This window comes from Cupriavidus sp. Met-2, assembly GCF_049843575.1.
GTDB lineage: Bacteria > Pseudomonadota > Gammaproteobacteria > Burkholderiales > Burkholderiaceae > Cupriavidus > Cupriavidus metallidurans.
Genome location: NZ_JBBHZL010000001.1, coordinates 1,005,745 through 1,024,942, shown reverse-complemented (window position 1 = coordinate 1,024,942; position 19,198 = coordinate 1,005,745). Strand labels below are relative to the sequence as shown.

Here is a 19,198-nt window from a genome sequence, read left to right as displayed (position 1 = left end):
AAGCCATTGATTGCCAAGCATTTTTTCGACTACAGATGCTTACAAAAACGAACGGTAATGCGCCCCGGTATCGGCCAAACTTAAAACTATCCACTGCGCATGCGGTGACCTGGAGAACAAGCAAATGTCTGGTCCGGAAACCCTCCCCTCCTTGCCGACCCAACGCCGCCTGAATCCGCTGATTGGCGCGGCGGCTGTGTCGATCGTCGTTGCCAGCCTCGCGGCCGTGGCAGCGATCACGGGTGTGCTGCCGATCAGCAAGGCCAACCAAGGTGGCACCGAGCCCACCGCGGCACAGTACAACGCGCAACCCGCCACGCAAGCGGAGACGCAAACACCTGCACCCGGCTCGACCACACGCCCGCCGGCCTATGACAGGCAGTACGCCCAAAACGCAATGCCACAGGCGCCTGCCCAGCAGCAGCAGCAACAACAACAACAACCGTCGCAGACCGAGCCGAATACCGCCGCACGGGCCAGCCATACGGCTGGCCATGTAACCGGCGTGCAAGCGGTGGAATCTGAAAAGCCGACCTCCGGTCTTGGCGCGGTGGGTGGTGCGGTAGTGGGCGGCCTGCTCGGCAACCAGATCGGCAGCGGCAATGGCCGCATACTGGGGACTGTCGCGGGCGCGGCAGCCGGCGGCTTCGGCGGCAACTATGCCGAGAAGAAGCTGAACACGAACAAGTCCTACCGCGTCAGCGTGCAGATGGACGACGGCTCGCGCCGCACGTTCACTTACCAGAACCCTCCGGGTGTGGAAGTTGGACAGCGCGTGCACCTCGAGCGTGGTGTGCTGGTGACGGGCTGACAGCAGCGCGTTCAAGCCAATCAGCAAGACTCTGATCTGGCGCAACCTTGAACCAGGGGCTGGCTTTTTGCCGGCCCTCATTGTTAAGATGGCCCGATTTCTTTGCTGGCCACTTGTAATGTTGTTGTCTGAAGTTCTGTCTTTTCTGTCGCACCGTCTACGCATATCAGTCCTGTTGTTGAGCGCCACCGCGTGGATGACACCCGTCCACGGACAGGAGGTGCTTGTACTAGGAGGCTTGCAACGCTCCGACCAGGGTGGTGAATCCAGCTACGGCTACACCTACAGCTACCAGCACAATCTGTCCGAGAACTGGTACGCATCGTTCTCCTACCTGAACGAAGGCCATATCCCCGACCACCATCGCGATGGTCACAGCGTTCAGCTCTGGTGGCGCTATCCATTTGCTGACCGGAATTTCAACGTCGCCGTCGGTATTGGCCCCTATCGCTATTTCGACACCACCAGCCGAAGCTCAGGCAATGGCTCCGACAACGACCACGGCTGGGGCGCATTGGCCAGCTTGTCAGCCACCTGGTATGTCAACGGCGGCCCGTGGATGGTGCAGGCGCGATACAACCGCGCGCAGACGCGGTCGAGCATCAAGACCAATACGCTGCTGCTCGGCGTGGGCTACCAGCTCGATCGTGGCGATCGCGGCGGACCCGTGGTGCCGCCCCCGTCTCGCACGAATAACGTCACGCAGAATGAATTCACCGTCTTCCTGGGCGGGACCATCGTGAACACGTTCAATTCGGAAACGTCGTTCGCCAAAGCGATCGAATACCGGCGCGGCCTGAGCCGCTACCTGTCAGGCACGGTGAGCTATATCAATGAAGGCCAGAACGCCGCATTGCGCCGCAATGGCGTGGCCGCGCAGTTGTGGGTGGAGCGCGCATTCTTCAACGACAAGCTGACGCTGGGCGTTGGCGCCGGGCCCTACTACGCGATCGACCTGAGCGATCACGGCCAGGCCGCACCCGAGACACCGTCGCGGTGGTCGGGGCTGATGACGATGTCGGCCAGTTACCGGATCAACCAGCAATGGTCAGCACGCCTGTCGTGGAACCGGACGGTGACCGGCTATGACCGGGACACGGACATCATCATGGGCGGTATCGGCTACCGCTTCTGACGCGGAAAACAAAAAAGCACGGCATGATCGCCGTGCTTTTTTCTCAAAGGTCACGCAGGCTTACTGCGCTTCCTCGATCCACGCTGCCTGAATCGCCTCCAGGATCTTCTCGCCCGAACGCTCGGGCAGATCGCTAAAGTCGTCGAGTTCGAGCACCCACTGGCGCAGTTGCGTGAAGCGCACCGTCAGCGGATCGACCTCCGGAAATTTGTCGTACAGCGCGGCGGCGATATCGTAGGTATCAGTCCATTTCATGAGGAAACTCCGGGCGTCAGGCTCAGTGGCCTTCCTTGGCATGGTTGATCGTGTACTTCGGAATCTCGACGGTCAGGTCGTCGTCCGCCACCAGCGCCTGGCACGACAGGCGTGAATTCGGCTCGAGACCCCATGCCTTGTCGAGCAGGTCTTCTTCCTTTTCTTCGGCGTCTTCGAGCGAATTGAAACCCTCGCGCACGATCACGTGGCAGGTGGTGCAGGCGCACGACTTCTCGCACGCATGCTCGATCTCAATGCCATTGGCAAGCAACGCGTCGCAGACGCTCGTGCCGGTGTTGGCTTCGAAGACAGCCCCTTCGGGACACAACTCGACGTGGGGCAATACGATGATCTGTGGCATTTCTATCCTGTTGTCTTTCCGCGGCGCGGGTAGCGCCGCCTTCAGCCGATTTCCTGAACCTTCTTGCCGGCCAGCGCGCTCTTGATCGAGCGGTCCATGCGGCGTGCGGCAAACTCGTCGGTGCCTTGCGAGAGGCGTTCGACCGCCGCCTTGATCGCGCGATGGTCCTCGCCCTTGGCGATTTCGCTCACATTGGCCATCAACTCGTCGACTGCGGCACGCTCGTCGGCGGACAGCAGGTTGCCGTCGGTTTCGAGCGCACGCGTGGTGGCTTCCACCAGACGCGCGGCTTCCACGCGTTCCTCGGCCAGCGCGCGGTTCTTCATGTCGTGCTCGGCTTCCTGGAAGCTCTCCTGCAACATGCGGGCGATATCGTCATCGGCCAGGCCATACGAAGGCTTGACCGACACCGATGCTTCCACCCCGGAACCGGTCTCGCGGGCCGACACTGACAGCAGGCCGTCAGCATCCACCTGGTAGGTCACGCGGATACGCGCCGCGCCGGCCACCATCGGCGGAATGCCGCGCAGTTCGAAGCGCGCCAGCGAACGGCAGTCGCTGGCCAGCTCGCGCTCGCCTTGCAGCACGTGAATCGCCATTGCGGTCTGGCCGTCCTTGAACGTGGTGAACTCCTGCGCGCGCGCCACGGGAATCGTGCTGTTGCGCGGGACGATCTTCTCGACCAGCCCACCCATCGTTTCCACGCCCAGCGAGAGCGGGATCACGTCGAGCAGCAGCCAATCCTCGCCCGGCGCATGGTTGCCGGCCAGCAGGTTGGCCTGCATGGCCGCGCCCAGCGCCACAACCCGGTCCGGATCGAGGTTGGTCAGCGGCTGCTGACCGAAGTAGTCACCCACCGCCTTGCGGATGGCCGGCATTCTCGTGGCGCCGCCCACCAGGACCACGCCCTTCACGTCCTCGGGACCGACACCGGCGTCACGCAGCGCCTTGCGTACCGGCGTCAGCGTCTTCTGCACCAGATTGGCGGTGATCTGTATGAAGGTATCGGCATCCAGCGTAAGATGCACGATCTCGCCGCTCGTCAGCACGGCGTCAATCACCGTGCTGTCACTGGACGACAGCGCTTCCTTCGCCGCGCGGGCGCGCACCATCAGCAGACGCGAGTCTTCGGCAGACAAGGGTTGCAGACCGACCTGCTCGACGATCCAGCACAGCAGGCGCTGGTCGAAGTCGTCGCCACCGAGCGCCGAATCTCCGCCCGTCGACATCACTTCGAACACACCCTTGGTCAGCTTGAGCACCGAGATGTCAAAGGTGCCGCCGCCCAGGTCATATACGGCGTAGATGCCTTCCGCGGCGTTGTCGAGACCGTAGGCAATCGCGGCGGCGGTCGGCTCGTTGAGCAGGCGCAGCACCTCGAGGCCCGCCAGTTGAGCGGCATCCTTGGTGGCTTGACGCTGCGCATCGTCGAAGTACGCCGGCACAGTGATCACGGCACCGACCAGTTCATCACCAAGCGAGTCTTCCGCGCGTTGGCGCAGCGTGGCCAGGATCTCGGCCGAGACTTCCACCGGGCTCTTGATGCCGGCGGCGGTCTTCAGCTGGACCATGCCCGGCGCATCGACAAAGTCGTACAGGCTGTGCTCGATATTGGCCACGTCGCGCACGCCACGGCCCATGAAGCGCTTGACCGAAATGATCGTGTTCTTGGGGTCGCGCACGGCCTCGTCCTGGGCCTTGTAGCCGATATGCGCGTTGCCATTCGGCAAATAACGCACCACGGACGGCAGCAGCGCGCGGCCGTGCTCGTCGGGCAGGACTTCGGGAATGCTGTTGCGCACGGCGGCCACCAGCGAGTTGGTGGTGCCAAGGTCGATACCCACGGCCAATCGGCGCTGATGGGGCGCCGGCGACATGCCGGGTTCGGAAATCTGGAGCAGTGCCATGGTATTTCTTTATTCCTCGAGACGATCGATCGCCTCGCTCGCGTCGTGTTCGATCTTCTCGATAAACATTAGCTGTCGTGCCGCCTCGCCAGCGGCGCCGTTGTCGTCTGCATCAAGCAGCGCGCCAAGCGCCGCATGGCGTTCGAGCTTTTCCTGACGCAGATCGCGCAGCAGGCGATCCAGCTGATCCACCGCGCGGCCGTCGACGGCATCCTGCAGCGCCTCGCGCCATTCCATCTGCTGCATCAGGAATTCGGGTGCCATGGCCGTATTGCTCTCGGCCTGGATATCGACGCCCCGCAGATGCAGAAGATAGATCGCGCGCTTGAGCGGCTGGCGCAGCGTCCGGTATGCCTCGTTGGCATGCGCGGCCCACTGCATGGCCACGCGCCGCTCGGCATCGCCCGCATTGGCGAAACGGTCCGGGTGTGCCTGCGACTGGACCGTGCGATAGGCCGCGTCCAGCGCGGCCTCGTCCACTTCATAACGGGCAGGCAGCCCGAACAGCGCAAAAAAATCGTCTTTCAAGAGCTTCCCCAACAAAAAGGAGCGGCTATGCCGCCCCCTGTTGCATGCCTCGCGGCAAAAGCCGTCAGACCCGGAACGACTCGCCGCAGCCGCACTCGTCCTTGACGTTGGGGTTGTTGAACTTGAAGCCTTCGTTCAACCCTTCGCGTGCGAAATCCAGCTCGGTGCCGTCGATGTACGGCAGGCTCTTCGGGTCCACGATCACCTTGATGCCGTGCGTTTCGAACACCTGGTCTTCGGGCAGCACTTCATCGACGTACTCAAGCTTGTACGCCAGACCCGAACAGCCAGTCGTCTTCACGCCCACGCGCAGGCCCACGCCCTTGCCGCGGCGTTCCAGGTATCGGGCGACGTGCTTGGCCGCCTTTTCGGTCATTGAGATCATCTTTGCCTTGCTGTCGAACACCGCGCGCGACCCACTTGCCACGCGCGGTCATGCAAACCGTCTACGCCGGATCAGGCAGCCTTCTGCTCGGCGCCCGGGTGCTTCTTCTTGTAATCATCGACGGCCGCCTTGATGGCGTCCTCGGCGAGGATCGAGCAGTGGATCTTCACCGGCGGCAGAGCCAGTTCCTCGGCGATCTGGGTGTTCTTGATCTCCAGCGCCTGGTCCACGGTCTTGCCCTTGACCCACTCGGTCACCAGCGACGACGAGGCGATCGCCGAACCACAACCATAGGTCTTGAACTTGGCGTCCTCGATCACGCCCGCCTCGTTCACCTTGATCTGCAGCTTCATCACGTCGCCGCAGGCCGGGGCGCCGACCATGCCGGTACCCACCGCGTCGTCGTTCTTGTCGAACGAACCGACGTTACGCGGATTTTCATAGTGGTCGAGAACCTTGTTGCTGTAAGACATTTTGGCTACCTCTAATCAATCTTTTAATGGGGTTGTTCTTTTTACGTGTGCCGCAATCAGTGCGCGGCCCACTGGATCGAATTCAGGTCGACGCCGTCCTTGAACATTTCCCACAGCGGCGACAGGTCGCGCAGCTTGCCGATCTTGTTCTTGAGCAGTTCGACGGTGTAGTCGATTTCGGCTTCGGTCGTGAAGCGGCCCACGGTGAAACGGATCGAGCTGTGCGCCAGTTCGTCATTGCGCCCAAGGGCGCGCAGCACGTACGACGGCTCCAGCGAAGCCGACGTGCAGGCCGAACCCGACGACACGGCCACATCCTTGATCGCCATGATCAGCGACTCACCCTCGACGAAGTTGAAGCTGACGTTGAGGTTGTGCGGCACGCGGTGTTCCATCGAACCGTTCAGATACACCTCTTCCATGCTCGACAGACCATTCCACAGGCGGTCGCGCAGCATCCGGATACGTTCGTTTTCCGTGGCCATTTCCTCGCGGGCCAGACGGAATGCCTCGCCCATGCCGACGATCTGGTGCGGGGCCAGCGTGCCCGAACGCATGCCACGCTCGTGACCGCCGCCGTGCATTTGCGCTTCGATGCGCACGCGCGGCTTGCGGCGAACATACAGCGCGCCGATGCCCTTCGGACCATAGGTCTTGTGGGCCGAGAACGACATCAGGTCGCACTTCAGCGTGCTCAGGTCGATGGTCACCTTGCCGGTCGCCTGCGCGGCGTCGCAATGGAAGATGATGCCCTTCTCGCGGCAGATCTCACCGATCTGCTCGACGTCCTGGATCACACCAATCTCATTGTTCACGAGCATCACCGACACCAGGATCGTGTCCGGGCGAATCGCCTGCTTGAACACATCCATGTCGATCAGGCCGTCATCCTTGACGTCGAGGTACGTCACCTCGAAGCCCTGACGCTCCAGTTCGCGCGTGGTATCGAGCACGGCCTTGTGCTCGGTCTTCACGGTGATGATGTGCTTGCCCTTGCCCGAGTAGAAATTCGCCGCGCCCTTGATGGCGAGGTTGTCCGACTCGGTCGCGCCCGACGTCCAGACGATTTCGCGCGGATCGGCGTCGACCAGCGCGGCCACCTGCTCGCGCGCCTCTTCCACGGCGCGCTCGGCGTCCCAGCCATACGCGTGGCTACGCGACGCCGGATTACCGAACTGCTCGCGCAGGTACGGAATCATCTTGTCGGCCACGCGCGGGTCCACCGGCGTCGTTGCCGAGTAATCCATGTAGATCGGGAAATGTGGGGTGGTGCTCATCGTTATGACTGCCTTATAGGTACAGCTAATCGCTTAATGTCTACCGATAGTTTACTGCAGCCGCGAAATCCCTGCTCAGGACTGCGCGAGGCTGAATACCGAATTGACCACGCGGGGGCGTGCCGGCTTTTCCTGCTTGTCCGCCTTGCCACGGGACACGGCGACCGGCTGCTGCGCGGCGTCTTCGCGCATGTCGTGCAGCACCGCCGGCTGGCGGGCGCGCTGCTGGTCGACCAGATTCTTCAGGGAGACGGAGTCGAGATACTCAACCATCTTCTGGTTCAGCGTGGCCCACAGTTCGTGGGTCATGCAGCGTCCGCTTCCGTCATCTCCGTTACAATTGCCTTTTCCCCCGCACTGCGTCGCATCGAGCGGTTCGTCCACAGCGATGATGATGTCCGCCACCGTGACGTCCTCGGCCTTGCGGGCGAGACTGTACCCGCCGCCCGGGCCACGCACGCTCTCCACGATTTCGTGGCGACGCAGCTTGCCGAACAGCTGTTCCAGGTACGACAGGGAGATCTTCTGACGTTGACTGATGCCTGCCAGGGTGACAGGACCCTGATCCTGGCGCATGGCCAAGTCGATCATGGCGGTTACCGCGAAACGGCCTTTGGTGGTCAGTCTCATGATGCTCGGGGAGGAATACTTGAGGATTTCGGTCGAGTATAAGATTTTCCGACTAAATCAGTCAAGTACCCCTTGCTGCAATGCAGTGTTCCACTCGCTATAACGACGGGCTTCCCTCGGGTGCCGAATCCGGCGCTTTACGCGGCGGAATCAGCAATGAAAGCGGATGCCGGAGAATGCGCTGACGCACCGCCCGCACCACTTCCCGCCGGTCGACCCGACGCAGGTTGCGCGAGCGCAGCGCCATGTTGAAAGCCAGCGCGAAGCTCACCGCCACGTTCAACACCCCCATCAGCGCGATCCCCGCCACCGCTAGCCACAGGGACGGCATGCGCAGCGCATCGAGCCCAAGCACGCCAATGGCCGCGCCGATCGAACCAGTCGAAAGCGTCACATGACGCACTTCCATGTGCGGACCGAAGAAGCTCAGGATCTCCGGCCCCAGCCCAAGCAGGAAGCCCAGCGACACGTTGGCCGTGATGCCCGAGAGATTGCGTTTCCAGAAATCGGCCAGGCGCATCGCACCGCGTTGACCGAGCACATAGCGCAAGCGCCGGTTGTAGGCCATGACGTCGTGCACGCGATGCAGCGCGAACCAGTTGTCGGCCCATCCCGCGATCAGGCTCGACAGCCAGAGCAGCACGCCCGTGAAGATCGCATAGAGCGGCGTGGGACCCAGGATCGAGAACGATTCGATCGTCGCGATCGCCTTCGCGGGCGTCAGCAAGTGGGCGCCGAACGCCTTGCCCACGCCCCACTCGATCGCCAGCGCCACCGGGAACACCACGGACAGGTTGCCGAAGATCGCGGCCGCATTTGACCGGATCATGGCGATCGTGTCGTCGACGAAAATCTCGCGCCCTTCCGGCCGCCCCGCGCCGTCGAGCCGGTGCGCCAGCGCCGGCCCGGTCATGGCTGGCTGCTTGGTGGCCAGCGTGAAATGTGCGAAATGGATCGCGAGGAAGCTGCCCGCGTAGTTCAGCGAGGCCAGGAAGCCTTCGATGAACTTGTCCAGGTGAAGCCCGTAGATCAGGAACTTCAGGTAGACGGTAAGGACGGTAACCAGACCACCGCCCATCGCGGCGCGCATCAGTTCGCCATACTCCTTGCGATCGCGCGTGATGTAGTGCTCGCCGCTCTCGGCCGAACGCTCGACGACCTTGCGCGCGAGTTGCGCGAACGACGAACTCATCAGATGCCCGACGCTGCGCCGCGCCTGCGTCGACCGGATCAACTCGGCAATCAGGTGCGCGTGCCGCCCATGGTGCGAGGGATCAACCCATGCGGTGAGGAGCAGATCGATACGTGCCAGGCGAGCCTTCATCCGCTCGATCTGGAACACCACTTCTACGGAGACGCCGTTTTCCTCGAGATCCTCGTAGACCTGGCGCGCGGCTGCGTGGCAACCATCGAGCAGGCCGCGGAAGTAATTGAGCCGATGGACGAATGCACCATCATCGTGCGCCAGTCCGTCCTCGCACAATGCCGCGACGGCGCGGTCCAGGCGGAAGAACGGTGTCTCGTCCACGCGCCCGCGCAGGCGGCTGCGGATCGCCTGACTCAGCCCCGTCGCCCTCACCTGGCTCACCAGAACCTGGATGCTGGCCGTCAGCGTCGCCTCGCGCGCCTTGCGCAGGCGCTTGACGCCATCGCCTTCTTCCGCGCCACCATCCGCCCCATCCTCAGCGCCCACCAGCAGCGCCTGGGCAAACCGCTCGACCAGTTCGTCGTCGAGTGCCTCTACCCAGTCGGCGTCGTTCTCATCGACAAACAGCAGCGCGAACAGACCTGCCATATCGCTGCGATTGGGGGGCGGCGGCAGGAAGCGCGCCTGGAGCCGGTCTGCCATCTCGCTCCAGATCCCCGGGTGGGAGGCCACGCCGGTATCGCAGAACAGCGAGGTCGGATCGTTGTCGCGCACGATCGAGCGGACCGTGCGGGCGAAGCTGTCGGCCCAGTCGGGATGCCGGGCCAGCACCTGCAGCAGGTAACGCAGGCGAACATGGACCGGGAAACTGCGGCTGCCGGCCCCGCCCGCCTCCGCGCCGGCATCGAGATTGCCGTCCCGGCGCAGCCAGTAGGCGAGTTCGATCAGCCATTGATTTCGGTCGGCGAGCAGCGCATCGGGGTCGGCCGCGGCCAGGATGGCATCCAGCTGCAGGCTGGCATTGCGTGACTCGCGCCACTTTCGAAACAGGGAACGCAGCATCAGGTCAGCCGCTTCCGCAACATCTCGATCACGCCGTCACAGGCATCCTCGATATAGTCCAGCACGCGCTCGAAACCATCGCCCTCGCCGTAGTACGGGTCGGGCACTTCCTCGGCGTTGTGCTGCGTGGCAAAGCTCATCAGCAGGCGCAGCTTGTCGGCGCCGGCATCGGCATGGAGCGCGTGCAGCGCCGAAAGGTTGGCCTGGTCCATCGCAAGCACCAGGTCGAAGCGGCTGAAGTCCGCCACGACCACCTGCCGGGCACGCAGTGCGGACAAGTCGTAGCCGCGTCGCAGCGCATGGCGCTGGCTGCGCGCGTCGGGCGCCCTGCCCACGTGATAGTCATGCGTGCCGGCCGAATCGAGTTCGACCAGATCGGCAAGGCCGGCGGCCTCGAGCTTGGCGCGCAGGACACCCTCCGCCGTCGGGGAACGGCAGATATTGCCCATGCAACACATCAAAATGGCGTACTTTTTCATCGGCGCGATTCTACCGCCTGCCGACTGACGCCGAAACGACTTCGCCCGGTCAGAGTTGCTCGGCGATCGCCTTGCCTCGTGCGAATCCGGCCGCCTCGGCTTCTTCGGGCGTTCCGTACCGCTCGGAGGGTGGCGCTGTTTCCACCATCGTGCTGGCAGCGCGGATATTCGTGCCCTTGCGGCACACCCGCACCGTGTATTCCCATGCGATCGGTGAACGGGGTTTCACCAGCACCTGAATCTCGTGCGTCTCGAAAACCCTCTTCTTCCACTCACTGCTATAGGCCATTGCCTGTCTCCTGCGACCTGCGCTTCCGGATGTTTCGCCTTGCCGGCCCGTCAGTTCACTTCACCGGCGTCGATCGTACGCATGGCCTCGGCTTCCGCCAGGGCAAGCGCAGCCTCGGGCGAATGCGCCGTGCCGGTTTCCGTCTCGAAAGTCGGGCCGCCGGGCTCGCCGAACGCGTCGGCAATCGTCAATACCCCGGCAAACCCACCGCCCGCGTGCGGGACTGCACGGGCCACTACCGCATAACCACCATATTCGAACTGACTCACCATGGTGTGCTCCTTGTCCGTGATCCGGCGTCTCCGCCCCAACCACTATAGGATGCCGGCGATACGCCGTGGCTCGGGGTGATCCCCGATCGACCTCTTACGCGGACGGCGGCAGGAGATGATCGCCTTCGGCCCCAGCCCCGAACACCTGCGACCGCAGCTTCGCGAGTTGATCGCGCACCTGGGCCGCCTTTTCGAACTCCAGGTTCTTGGCGTGGTCGAGCATCTGCTTCTCCAGGCGCTTGATCTCCTTGGCCACCTGCTTTTCGCTCATGTCCTCGTACCTGGCCCGCTCGGCGGCGGCCGTCAGTTCGGCCTTGACGTCGTCGGCGTTGTAGACCCCGTCGATGATGTCCTTGATGCGCTTGACCACGCCTCGCGGCGTGATGCCGTTGGCTTCGTTGAAGGCCATCTGCTTCTCGCGGCGACGCTCGGTTTCCCGGATCGCCACCTTCATCGAGTCGGTCATACGATCGCCGTACAGGATGGCCGTGCCATTGACGTTACGCGCGGCGCGCCCGATGGTCTGGATCAGAGAACGCTCGGCGCGCAGGAAGCCCTCCTTGTCCGCATCGAGGATCGCCACCAGCGACACCTCGGGGATGTCGAGCCCCTCGCGCAGCAGGTTGATACCCACGAGCACGTCGAACGTGCCAAGCCGCAGGTCGCGAATGATTTCCACGCGCTCGACGGTATCGATGTCCGAATGCAGGTAGCGGACCTTCACGCCGTTTTCCGAAAGGAATTCGGTCAGTTGCTCCGCCATGCGCTTGGTCAGCGTCGTTACCAGTACACGCTCATTGACCTTGACCCGCTGATGAATCTCCCCAAGCAGGTCGTCCACCTGCGTCGTGGCGGGCCGCACCTCGATCACCGGATCGACCAGGCCCGTCGGCCGCACCACCTGCTCGACCACCTGCCCCGCGTGCTCCTTCTCGTAATTCGCCGGAGTGGCTGTCACGAACACCGCCTGGCGCATCTTGCGCTCGTACTCGTCGAACTTGAGCGGTCGGTTGTCCAGCGCCGAGGGCAAGCGGAAGCCGTACTCGACCAGCGTGGTCTTGCGCGCGCGGTCGCCGTTGTACATGCCGTTTAACTGGCCGATCAGCACGTGGGACTCGTCCAGGAACATCAGCGCGTCTGGCGGCAGATAGTCAACCAGCGTCGGCGGCGGCTCGCCCGGCTTCGCGCCCGACAGATGGCGCGAATAGTTCTCGATGCCCTTGCAGAAGCCCAGTTCGGTGAGCATTTCCAGATCGAACCGCGTACGCTGCTCGAGCCGCTGCGCCTCTACGAGGCGGTTCTCCTTGTAGAAGAAATCCAGCCGCTCGCGCAGCTCCACCTTGATGTCCTCGATCGCGCGCAGCACCGTTTCGCGCGGCGTCACGTAGTGGCTCGAGGGATAGACCGTGAAACGCGGAATCTTCTGGCGCACGCGGCCGGTCAGCGGATCGAAGAACTGCAGCGAATCCACCTCGTCGTCGAACAGTTCGACGCGCACCGCCATCTCGGCGTGCTCGGCCGGAAAGATGTCGAGCGTGTCGCCGCGCACGCGGAACGTGCCGCGCTGGAAGTCGGTCTCGTTGCGCGTGTACTGCATCGCGATCAGGCGGGCGATGACATCGCGCTGGCTGATCTTGTCGCCAGTACGCAGCGTCAGGATCATCTGGTGGTATTCGCTCGGATTGCCGATACCGTAGATCGCCGACACCGTGGCGACGATGATCGTGTCGCGCCGCTCCAGCAGGCTCTTGGTCGCCGACAGCCGCATCTGCTCGATATGCTCGTTGATCGACGAGTCCTTTTCGATGAACAGGTCGCGCTGCGGCACGTAGGCTTCGGGCTGGTAGTAGTCGTAGTAGCTGACGAAATACTCGACCGCATTGCGCGGGAAGAACTCCCGGAACTCGGAATACAGCTGTGCCGCCAGCGTCTTGTTTGGCGCGAAGACAATGGCCGGCCGGCCCATCCGGGCGATCACGTTGGCCATCGTGAAGGTCTTGCCGGAGCCGGTCACGCCCAGCAGCGTCTGGTACGACAGGCCGTCCTCCACGCCCTCCACCAGTTGGCGGATCGCCTCCGGCTGGTCGCCCGCCGGCGGATACGGCTGATAAAGCTGGAATGGAGACCCCGGAAACGTGACGAATTTGTCTTCATCCAGGGCGGGGGCGGCTTCAGCAAGGTTCGTCATAAACGTAGGGAAATACCTGAGGAAAACTGGCGGATACGCTAGAATCTTGGGGTTGCGCGGCTTGGTTCAAGCACAGTCTGCCCGACGCTGCTGTCAGGTTCTGTCAGGAGTGTGTTCCAGGTTCCGCTGCAGCCACTGCGCAGTCGAAGCGATTCTACGCCCTCCGTTTTGTTACACAGCTGACCACGAGATCCCAAATGAGTTTGTTTTCTGCCGTCGAGATGGCCCCGCGCGACCCGATCCTGGGCCTGAATGAAGCGTTCAATGCCGATACCCGCGCCACCAAGGTGAACCTGGGCGTTGGCGTGTACTTCACCGACGAAGGGAAAATTCCGCTGCTGCGCGCCGTGCAGGAGGCCGAAAAGGCCCGCCTGACGACCGCCACGCCGCGCGGCTACCTGCCGATCGAAGGCATCGCCGCCTATGACCAGGCCGTGCAAACCTTGCTGTTCGGCAAGGAATCGCCCCTGATCACCGAAGGCCGCGTGGTGACGGCTCAGGCACTCGGCGGCACTGGCGCCCTGAAGATCGGCGCCGACTTCCTGAAGCGCCTGTACCCGAACGCGTCGGTCGCGATCAGCGATCCGAGCTGGGAAAACCACCGCGCGCTGTTCGAAGCTGCCGGCTTCCCCGTGGTCAACTACGCCTACTACGACGCTGCCAGCCACGGCCTGAACTTCGCCGGCATGGTGGAATCGCTGAAGTCGTACCCGGCCAACACGATCGTCGTGCTGCACGCCTGCTGCCACAACCCGACCGGCGTGGACCTGGACGAAGCCCAGTGGAAGCAGGTCGTGGAACTGGTCAAGGAACGTAACCTGATCCCGTTCCTGGACATGGCCTACCAAGGCTTTGCCGAGGGTATCGAGCCGGACGGCGCCGCTGTGCGCCTGTTCGCGGAGTCGGGCCTGCCGTTCTTCGTTTCCAGCTCGTTCTCGAAGAGCTTCTCGTTGTACGGCGAGCGCGTTGGCGCCCTGTCGATCGTGACCACGGGCAAGGAAGAAGCCCAGCGCGTGATGTCGCAGATCAAGCGCGTCATCCGCACGAACTACTCGAACCCGCCGACCCACGGCGGCACTGTGGTGGCCACCGTGCTGAACAGCCCGGAACTGCGCGCCATGTGGGAGCAGGAACTGGCCGAAATGCGCGACCGCATCAAGCTGATGCGCCATGCGCTGGTCGACAAGCTGGCCGCCAAGGGCGTGCCGGGCGACTTCTCGTTCGTGAAGGCCCAGCGCGGCATGTTCTCGTACTCGGGCCTGACCTCGGCCCAGGTTGACCGCCTGCGCACCGAACACGGCATCTACGCCGTGGGCACGGGCCGCATCTGCGTGGCAGCGTTGAACAGCCGCAACATCGACGCCGTGGTGAACGCGATCGCCGCCGTCTACTAAACCGGCAACATCGAACGGGTGCCGCACCAAAATGTGGCATCCGGCAGCGAAAGGCGACCTGGAGGCCACTCCGGTCGCCTTTTTCTTTGGCCGCTCGGAAATGTCATCTGGAATATAGGCAAATGCCCTATTGTCTTCCCCACTTGCAGGTACAACGATGAGGTTTATGCTGCAAAGCACGATCGTTCTATTCCGTGCATAATCGGTTGCACGACATCCGTTGGCGACAAGAAAGGCTAGACAGGTACCCCCATGCTTTATCAACTGCATGAATTCCAGCGCACGATGCTGAACCCGCTTACCGCGTGGGCCCAAGCGACTGCAAAGACATTTACGAACCCCCTCAGCCCCCTTTCACTGGTCCCCGGCGCCCCTCGGCTGGCAGCAGGCTACGAACTGCTGTACCGATTGGGAAAAGCCTACGAAAAGCCGGAATTCAACATCAAATCCGTCCGTTCGAATGGCCGCGACATTCCGATCGTCGAACAAACCATCCTGGACAAGCCGTTCTGCAAGCTGGTGCGCTTCAAGCGCTATGCGGACGATCCGGACACCATCAAGCTGCTCAAGGACGAGCCGGTCGTGCTGGTCTGCGCGCCGCTGTCCGGTCACCACTCCACGCTGCTGCGCGATACCGTGCGTACTTTGCTGCAGGACCACAAAGTCTATGTGACCGACTGGGTGGACGCCCGCATGGTGCCGGTGGAGCATGGTGAGTTCCATCTGTCCGACTACATCCGTTACATCCAGGAGTTCATCCGTCACATTGGCGCGGAGAACCTGAATGTGATCTCCGTGTGCCAGCCGACTGTGCCGGTGCTCGCCGCGATCTCGCTGATGGCGTCGGCAGGTGAGAAGACCCCGCGCACCATGACGATGATGGGTGGCCCGATCGATGCGCGAAAGAGCGCAACGGCGGTCAACTCGCTCGCCACCAACAAGTCCTACGAGTGGTTCGAGAACAACGTCATCTACACGGTGCCGGCCAACTACCCGGGCCACGGCCGCCGCGTCTATCCAGGCTTCCTGCAGCACGCTGGCTTCGTGGCGATGAACCCGGACCGCCATGTGTCATCGCACTATGACTACTACCTGAGCCTGGTCCAGGGCGGGTCCGACGACGCCGAGGCGCACGTCAAGTTCTATGACGAGTACAACGCCGTGCTCGACATGGCGGCCGAGTACTACCTTGAGACGATTCGCACGGTGTTCCAGGAATTCCGCCTGGCCAATGGCACGTGGGTCGTCGACGGCGAGCCCGTGCGTCCGCAGGACATCAAGAGCACTGCCCTGCTGACGATCGAAGGCGAGCTCGACGATATTTCGGGCGCCGGCCAGACCGCTGCCGCGCACGACTTGTGCACCGGTATCGCGAAAACCCGCAAGCAACACCTGACCGCCGAGAAATGCGGCCACTACGGGATTTTCTCGGGCCGCCGCTGGCGCGATAGCGTCTATCCGGAACTGCGCGATTTCATCCGCAAGTACCGCGCCTGACCGTCGCGCGTCGCATCAAAGTCAAACGCCCGCGAAGACTCGCGGGCGTTTTTTTATCTGCCGATGCCGGCGACAGCTTCAGCGCTTCAGGTACGACAGCAGCATCTCGGTATGCAGATCGGCAAAGCGATCGTGCTCCTCCTCCGAGGCCACGTCCCGGCCGATCACGGCACTGATCGTGTAACGATTCGACAGCACGTAATAGCCGAGCGCCGAGATGGTCAGATAGAACTGCGGCACGTCGATGTCATCGCGGAACAGGCCCCGCTTCTGTCCTCGCTTGATGATGTCGGCCAGCACGTCGACCACCGGGTTGACGAGCTGATGCAATTGCGCGGACTTCTTCAGGTGCCGCGCCTCGTGCAGGTTCTCGCTGTTCACCAGCCGGATAAACTCCGGATGCTTGTAATACCAGTCCCAGACGAAGCGGGCCAGCGTGCGGACGGCGGCAACCGGGTCTTCGTCGGTGATGTGGAGACGCTCCTCGTCCGCGCGAAATTCCGCATACTGCTTTTCGAGCACCGCCAGGAACAAGCCCTCCTTGCTGCCGTAGTAGTAATACAGCATCCGCTCGTTGGTCTCGGCACGGCGTGCGATCTGGTCGACGCGCGCGCCGGCCAGCCCGCCCTTGGCAAACTCTTCCGTGGCCGCAGCCAGAATGCGCCGGCGCGTGCCCTCGGGGTCCCGCTTGGTTCTTGGCTCGTTTGACATGAATTCCTGGTCTGTGAGTTGCGCGGATTATGGCACACAGCAATGTCGCGTCGCCCTGCTCCTCCCCGAACAGGTGACGCAGCGCATCATCGCTTTTTCTGGCCCGCGACGAAATCGGGGATAATCCTTGCCGCGCACACGCTCGCCAGAAGCGTGCCAAATTCCAGCCGTCCCTCGATATACGTTTCGCAGTCGTGACTACCACCCCCTCAGCCGCCGCCAGCCTGGCGGATCGCCTTGAAGCCCTGCTGCCACAAACCCAATGCACCAAGTGCGGGTTCGATGGCTGCCGCCCCTACGCCGAAGCCATGGCGCGCGGTGAAGCGGCAAGCAACCGTTGCCCCCCGGGCGGCGCCGAAGGCATCGTGCGGCTGTCAGCGGTGCTCGGCGTCGCGCCACAGCCGCTCGACCCGGAACGCGGCGTGGAGCAACCCCGCGCGGTCGCCCGGATCGAAGAATCGCTCTGTATCGGCTGCACCCTGTGTATCCAGGCCTGCCCAGTCGATGCCATCGTCGGTGCGCCCAAGCAGATGCACACCGTCCTGCCAGACTGGTGCACGGGCTGCGACTTGTGCGTGACGCCCTGCCCGGTCGACTGCATCGAGATGATTCCGGTCACCGGCGAGCAAACGGGATGGGCTGCGTGGTCACAGGAACAGGCCGACGCGGCACACGCGCGCTACGCCGCACGCGGCGTGCGGCTGGTGCGGGAGCGCGAGGAAAACGATGCAAGGCTGGCCGCCAAGGCCGCGGCCAAACTCGAGGCGCTGCAGGCCGAGCCCGTCGCCAACACCGCGGAACAGGAAGCCCAGGCGCGCAAGAAGGCGATCATCCAGGCGGCCATTGAACGCGCGCGACAGAAGCAGGCTGCGGCCCGGCCGCTCAACACTGAGAACGTTTCGCCGGCCGTCCAGGCGCAGATCGACGCTGCCGAAGCACGGCGGGCAAAGCTTGGCATGACCACGCACGAACCGGCCGGCGAGCAGGGCAACAAACAGGAAAACAAGCAGGACAACAACAACCCTTCGACATGAACTCCGCCAAGTGCCGCGCCATCTTCGAAACCCTGCGTGAGGTCAATCCGACGCCGACCACGGAGCTGGAGTACAGCTCGCCGTTCGAATTGCTGATCGCGGTGCTGCTCTCCGCGCAGGCCACCGATGTCGGCGTCAACAAGGCCACGCGCCTGCTGTTCCCGGTTGCGCATTCGCCGCAGCAGATCCTGGCGCTTGGCGAGGCGGGCCTGATCGACTACATCAAGACGATCGGCCTCTACAAGACCAAGGCCAAGCACGTAATGGAAACGTGCCGCATTCTTGTGGAGAAGTACGACGGCAAGGTGCCGCCGGTGCGCGAGGCGCTGGAGTCGCTGCCCGGCGTCGGCCGCAAGACGGCAAACGTGGTGCTCAACGTTGCGTTCGGCCAGCCGACGATCGCCGTGGACACGCACATTTTCCGCGTATCGAACCGTACTGGCCTGGCGCCCGGCAAGAATCCCGATGCAGTGGAGCAGAAGCTGCTGAAGGTCGTGCCGAAAGAATTCCTGCACGATGCGCACCACTGGCTGATCCTGCATGGTCGCTACGTGTGCAAGGCGCGCAAGCCCGAGTGCTGGCACTGCGCGATCGAACCCCTCTGCGAGTTCAAGGAAAAAACGCCCGCGCCCAAGCAGTAATCGGTATCCAGTCGCCGGTCGTCAGGAACGCTGACGATCCTTCAGCACCAGCGCCAGCTGCAGCGCCGTCGCCGCAACGGTATCGACATCGGGCGCATAGCCGTGACGGATCCAGTGCAGCGCCACATGAATGATGCCGCCAGCCACACCGGCCAGCAGCATCGGATCCGGCTCTTTGCCTTCCGGCATCAGGACACGCGCCAGCAGCCCGCCGAAATCGCGCAGCGAGAGGCCGAGCGCCTCATCCACCAGTTTGCTGACACCCCGGATCTCCACCAGAAAGACCCGCGCCGAGCGGGGCTCGCACTGCAGCGTGCCGAAGTAGGCACGCAATATCGCCAATGCGCGGTGCTCGCCATCGCCGCCGGCCGCTTCGCCGGCCAGTTCGATCTTCTGCAGCAACAGGTCCGTGACTGTTTGAAACGACGCCAGCAGCAAGGCCTCGCTGTTGGCGAATGACTCGTAGAAGTACCGCTCGGTAAGACCGGCGGCCTCACAAACGGCCTTGACTGTCGCGTTCTGGTAGCCGCGCTCGCCATAGACCTGTACGGCCGCGGCAATAAGTTGCCCGCGGCGCTGGGCGCGCCGTTCTTCGGCTTCGGCGCCACGGTAGCGGCGCGCGGGAGAGAGCTCGGTAGTCATGGGCGCCATTATGACATTCCCTATTGTCAGATTGCTTCTGACAACCTATGTTGTCAGAAACGCCACTGATCCGGGTTCCC

The 19,198-nt window shown here is 63.1% G+C and carries 21 protein-coding genes; 6 read left to right on the top strand and 15 right to left on the bottom strand.

From position 1 onward, the window contains the following. Positions 1-124 precede the first annotated feature (124 nt). Together WD006_RS04865 and WD006_RS04860 are read left to right on the top strand one after the other, a co-directional pair. A complete protein-coding gene (locus WD006_RS04865; protein ID WP_375199020.1) occupies positions 125-811 on the top strand; it encodes a glycine zipper 2TM domain-containing protein in 687 nt (228 codons plus the stop codon). A 238-nt stretch (positions 812-1,049) separates the two neighbouring features. Next, entirely contained in the window at positions 1,050-1,946 is an 897-nt protein-coding gene (locus WD006_RS04860; RefSeq protein ID WP_017512714.1) for a hypothetical protein, read from the top strand. Between the two features lie 60 nt (positions 1,947-2,006). Here the strand turns inward: WD006_RS04860 and iscX are convergent, their stop codons facing one another. From iscX to uvrB, 13 genes are all read right to left on the bottom strand, one after another. Further along, positions 2,007-2,201 carry a Fe-S cluster assembly protein IscX gene (gene iscX, locus WD006_RS04855; protein ID WP_008649279.1) on the bottom strand — a complete coding sequence of 65 codons (195 nt, stop codon included), beginning with the start codon at positions 2,199-2,201 and terminating at the stop codon, positions 2,007-2,009. 22 nt (positions 2,202-2,223) lie between these two features. Continuing rightward, positions 2,224-2,562: an ISC system 2Fe-2S type ferredoxin gene (gene fdx / locus WD006_RS04850; RefSeq protein WP_011515823.1), complete on the bottom strand. Its 339-nt coding sequence runs from the start codon at positions 2,560-2,562 to the stop codon at positions 2,224-2,226. Positions 2,563-2,603: 41 nt separating this feature from the next. Continuing rightward, positions 2,604-4,469: a Fe-S protein assembly chaperone HscA gene (gene hscA / locus WD006_RS04845; RefSeq protein ID WP_011515822.1), complete on the bottom strand. Its 1,866-nt coding sequence runs from the start codon at positions 4,467-4,469 to the stop codon at positions 2,604-2,606. A gap of 9 nt (positions 4,470-4,478) precedes the next feature. Next, positions 4,479-4,997, bottom strand: coding sequence for a Fe-S protein assembly co-chaperone HscB (hscB, locus tag WD006_RS04840; protein WP_011515821.1), 519 nt, complete (start codon positions 4,995-4,997; stop codon positions 4,479-4,481). 64 nt (positions 4,998-5,061) lie between these two features. Continuing rightward, a complete protein-coding gene (gene iscA / locus WD006_RS04835) occupies positions 5,062-5,382 on the bottom strand; it encodes an iron-sulfur cluster assembly protein IscA (protein WP_008649296.1) in 321 nt (106 codons plus the stop codon). 71 nt (positions 5,383-5,453) lie between these two features. Next, a complete protein-coding gene (iscU, locus tag WD006_RS04830; protein ID WP_008649297.1) occupies positions 5,454-5,855 on the bottom strand; it encodes a Fe-S cluster assembly scaffold IscU in 402 nt (133 codons plus the stop codon). Between the two features lie 56 nt (positions 5,856-5,911). Then, complete coding sequence (locus WD006_RS04825) at positions 5,912-7,132, bottom strand: IscS subfamily cysteine desulfurase (protein WP_011515819.1); 1,221 nt, start codon at positions 7,130-7,132, stop codon at positions 5,912-5,914. Positions 7,133-7,207: 75 nt separating this feature from the next. Beyond that, the gene (gene iscR, locus WD006_RS04820) at positions 7,208-7,762 is read right to left on the bottom strand and encodes a Fe-S cluster assembly transcriptional regulator IscR (RefSeq protein ID WP_008649299.1); all 555 of its coding nucleotides are present in this window, start codon (positions 7,760-7,762) and stop codon (positions 7,208-7,210) included. A 97-nt stretch (positions 7,763-7,859) separates the two neighbouring features. Then, positions 7,860-9,971, bottom strand: a complete 2,112-nt coding sequence (locus tag WD006_RS04815; protein WP_029308220.1) for a site-specific recombinase — start codon at positions 9,969-9,971, stop codon at positions 7,860-7,862. Then, entirely contained in the window at positions 9,971-10,450 is a 480-nt protein-coding gene (locus WD006_RS04810; RefSeq protein ID WP_011515817.1) for a low molecular weight protein-tyrosine-phosphatase, read from the bottom strand. Before WD006_RS04810 ends, WD006_RS04815 begins: the two co-directional genes overlap by 1 nt. Positions 10,451-10,499: 49 nt before the next feature. Beyond that, positions 10,500-10,739 carry a hypothetical protein gene (locus WD006_RS04805; protein WP_008649302.1) on the bottom strand — a complete coding sequence of 80 codons (240 nt, stop codon included), beginning with the start codon at positions 10,737-10,739 and terminating at the stop codon, positions 10,500-10,502. A 50-nt stretch (positions 10,740-10,789) separates the two neighbouring features. Continuing rightward, the gene (locus WD006_RS04800; RefSeq protein WP_008649303.1) at positions 10,790-11,011 is read right to left on the bottom strand and encodes a hypothetical protein; all 222 of its coding nucleotides are present in this window, start codon (positions 11,009-11,011) and stop codon (positions 10,790-10,792) included. A gap of 94 nt (positions 11,012-11,105) precedes the next feature. After that, complete coding sequence (uvrB, locus tag WD006_RS04795) at positions 11,106-13,199, bottom strand: excinuclease ABC subunit UvrB (protein ID WP_029308221.1); 2,094 nt, start codon at positions 13,197-13,199, stop codon at positions 11,106-11,108. Positions 13,200-13,396: 197 nt separating this feature from the next. Here uvrB and WD006_RS04790 point away from each other — a divergent pair, with 197 nt between their 5' ends. Then, positions 13,397-14,593: an amino acid aminotransferase gene (locus WD006_RS04790; RefSeq protein ID WP_011515815.1), complete on the top strand. Its 1,197-nt coding sequence runs from the start codon at positions 13,397-13,399 to the stop codon at positions 14,591-14,593. A gap of 252 nt (positions 14,594-14,845) precedes the next feature. Next, positions 14,846-16,090, top strand: a complete 1,245-nt coding sequence (locus tag WD006_RS04785; RefSeq protein WP_008649308.1) for a polyhydroxyalkanoate depolymerase — start codon at positions 14,846-14,848, stop codon at positions 16,088-16,090. Positions 16,091-16,168: 78 nt separating this feature from the next. Here WD006_RS04785 and WD006_RS04780 read toward each other — a convergent pair whose 3' ends face one another. Continuing rightward, positions 16,169-16,801, bottom strand: coding sequence for a TetR family transcriptional regulator (locus tag WD006_RS04780; protein WP_011515814.1), 633 nt, complete (start codon positions 16,799-16,801; stop codon positions 16,169-16,171). Between the two features lie 194 nt (positions 16,802-16,995). Between WD006_RS04780 and rsxB the strand changes: the two genes are divergently transcribed. Together rsxB and nth are read left to right on the top strand one after the other, a co-directional pair. Further along, positions 16,996-17,835 (top strand): electron transport complex subunit RsxB, encoded by an 840-nt coding sequence (gene rsxB / locus WD006_RS04775; RefSeq protein ID WP_011515813.1) that lies wholly within the window; start codon positions 16,996-16,998, stop codon positions 17,833-17,835. Next, entirely contained in the window at positions 17,832-18,476 is a 645-nt protein-coding gene (gene nth / locus WD006_RS04770; protein WP_011515812.1) for an endonuclease III, read from the top strand. The genes rsxB and nth overlap by 4 nt, the downstream gene beginning before the upstream one ends. 21 nt (positions 18,477-18,497) lie before the next feature. Here nth and WD006_RS04765 read toward each other — a convergent pair whose 3' ends face one another. Beyond that, positions 18,498-19,127, bottom strand: a complete 630-nt coding sequence (locus WD006_RS04765; RefSeq protein ID WP_008649315.1) for a TetR/AcrR family transcriptional regulator — start codon at positions 19,125-19,127, stop codon at positions 18,498-18,500. Positions 19,128-19,198: the final 71 nt, after the last annotated feature.

What these genes read in the sequence shown, in the direction of transcription:
- WD006_RS04865 (WP_375199020.1), top strand. Translation starts at nt 125, where the DNA reads ATGTCTGGTCCGGAAACCCTCCCCTCCTTGCCGACCCAACGCCGCCTG.
- iscX (WP_008649279.1), bottom strand. Translation starts at nt 2,201, where the DNA reads ATGAAATGGACTGATACCTACGATATCGCCGCCGCGCTGTACGACAAA.
- fdx (WP_011515823.1), bottom strand. Translation starts at nt 2,562, where the DNA reads ATGCCACAGATCATCGTATTGCCCCACGTCGAGTTGTGTCCCGAAGGG.
- hscA (WP_011515822.1), bottom strand. Translation starts at nt 4,469, where the DNA reads ATGGCACTGCTCCAGATTTCCGAACCCGGCATGTCGCCGGCGCCCCAT.
- iscA (WP_008649296.1), bottom strand. Translation starts at nt 5,382, where the DNA reads ATGATCTCAATGACCGAAAAGGCGGCCAAGCACGTCGCCCGATACCTG.
- iscU (WP_008649297.1), bottom strand. Translation starts at nt 5,855, where the DNA reads ATGTCTTACAGCAACAAGGTTCTCGACCACTATGAAAATCCGCGTAAC.
- WD006_RS04825 (WP_011515819.1), bottom strand. Translation starts at nt 7,132, where the DNA reads ATGAGCACCACCCCACATTTCCCGATCTACATGGATTACTCGGCAACG.
- iscR (WP_008649299.1), bottom strand. Translation starts at nt 7,762, where the DNA reads ATGAGACTGACCACCAAAGGCCGTTTCGCGGTAACCGCCATGATCGAC.
- WD006_RS04815 (WP_029308220.1), bottom strand. Translation starts at nt 9,971, where the DNA reads ATGCTGCGTTCCCTGTTTCGAAAGTGGCGCGAGTCACGCAATGCCAGC.
- WD006_RS04810 (WP_011515817.1), bottom strand. Translation starts at nt 10,450, where the DNA reads ATGAAAAAGTACGCCATTTTGATGTGTTGCATGGGCAATATCTGCCGT.
- WD006_RS04805 (WP_008649302.1), bottom strand. Translation starts at nt 10,739, where the DNA reads ATGGCCTATAGCAGTGAGTGGAAGAAGAGGGTTTTCGAGACGCACGAG.
- WD006_RS04800 (WP_008649303.1), bottom strand. Translation starts at nt 11,011, where the DNA reads ATGGTGAGTCAGTTCGAATATGGTGGTTATGCGGTAGTGGCCCGTGCA.
- uvrB (WP_029308221.1), bottom strand. Translation starts at nt 13,199, where the DNA reads ATGACGAACCTTGCTGAAGCCGCCCCCGCCCTGGATGAAGACAAATTC.
- WD006_RS04790 (WP_011515815.1), top strand. Translation starts at nt 13,397, where the DNA reads ATGAGTTTGTTTTCTGCCGTCGAGATGGCCCCGCGCGACCCGATCCTG.
- WD006_RS04785 (WP_008649308.1), top strand. Translation starts at nt 14,846, where the DNA reads ATGCTTTATCAACTGCATGAATTCCAGCGCACGATGCTGAACCCGCTT.
- WD006_RS04780 (WP_011515814.1), bottom strand. Translation starts at nt 16,801, where the DNA reads ATGTCAAACGAGCCAAGAACCAAGCGGGACCCCGAGGGCACGCGCCGG.
- nth (WP_011515812.1), top strand. Translation starts at nt 17,832, where the DNA reads ATGAACTCCGCCAAGTGCCGCGCCATCTTCGAAACCCTGCGTGAGGTC.
- WD006_RS04765 (WP_008649315.1), bottom strand. Translation starts at nt 19,127, where the DNA reads ATGGCGCCCATGACTACCGAGCTCTCTCCCGCGCGCCGCTACCGTGGC.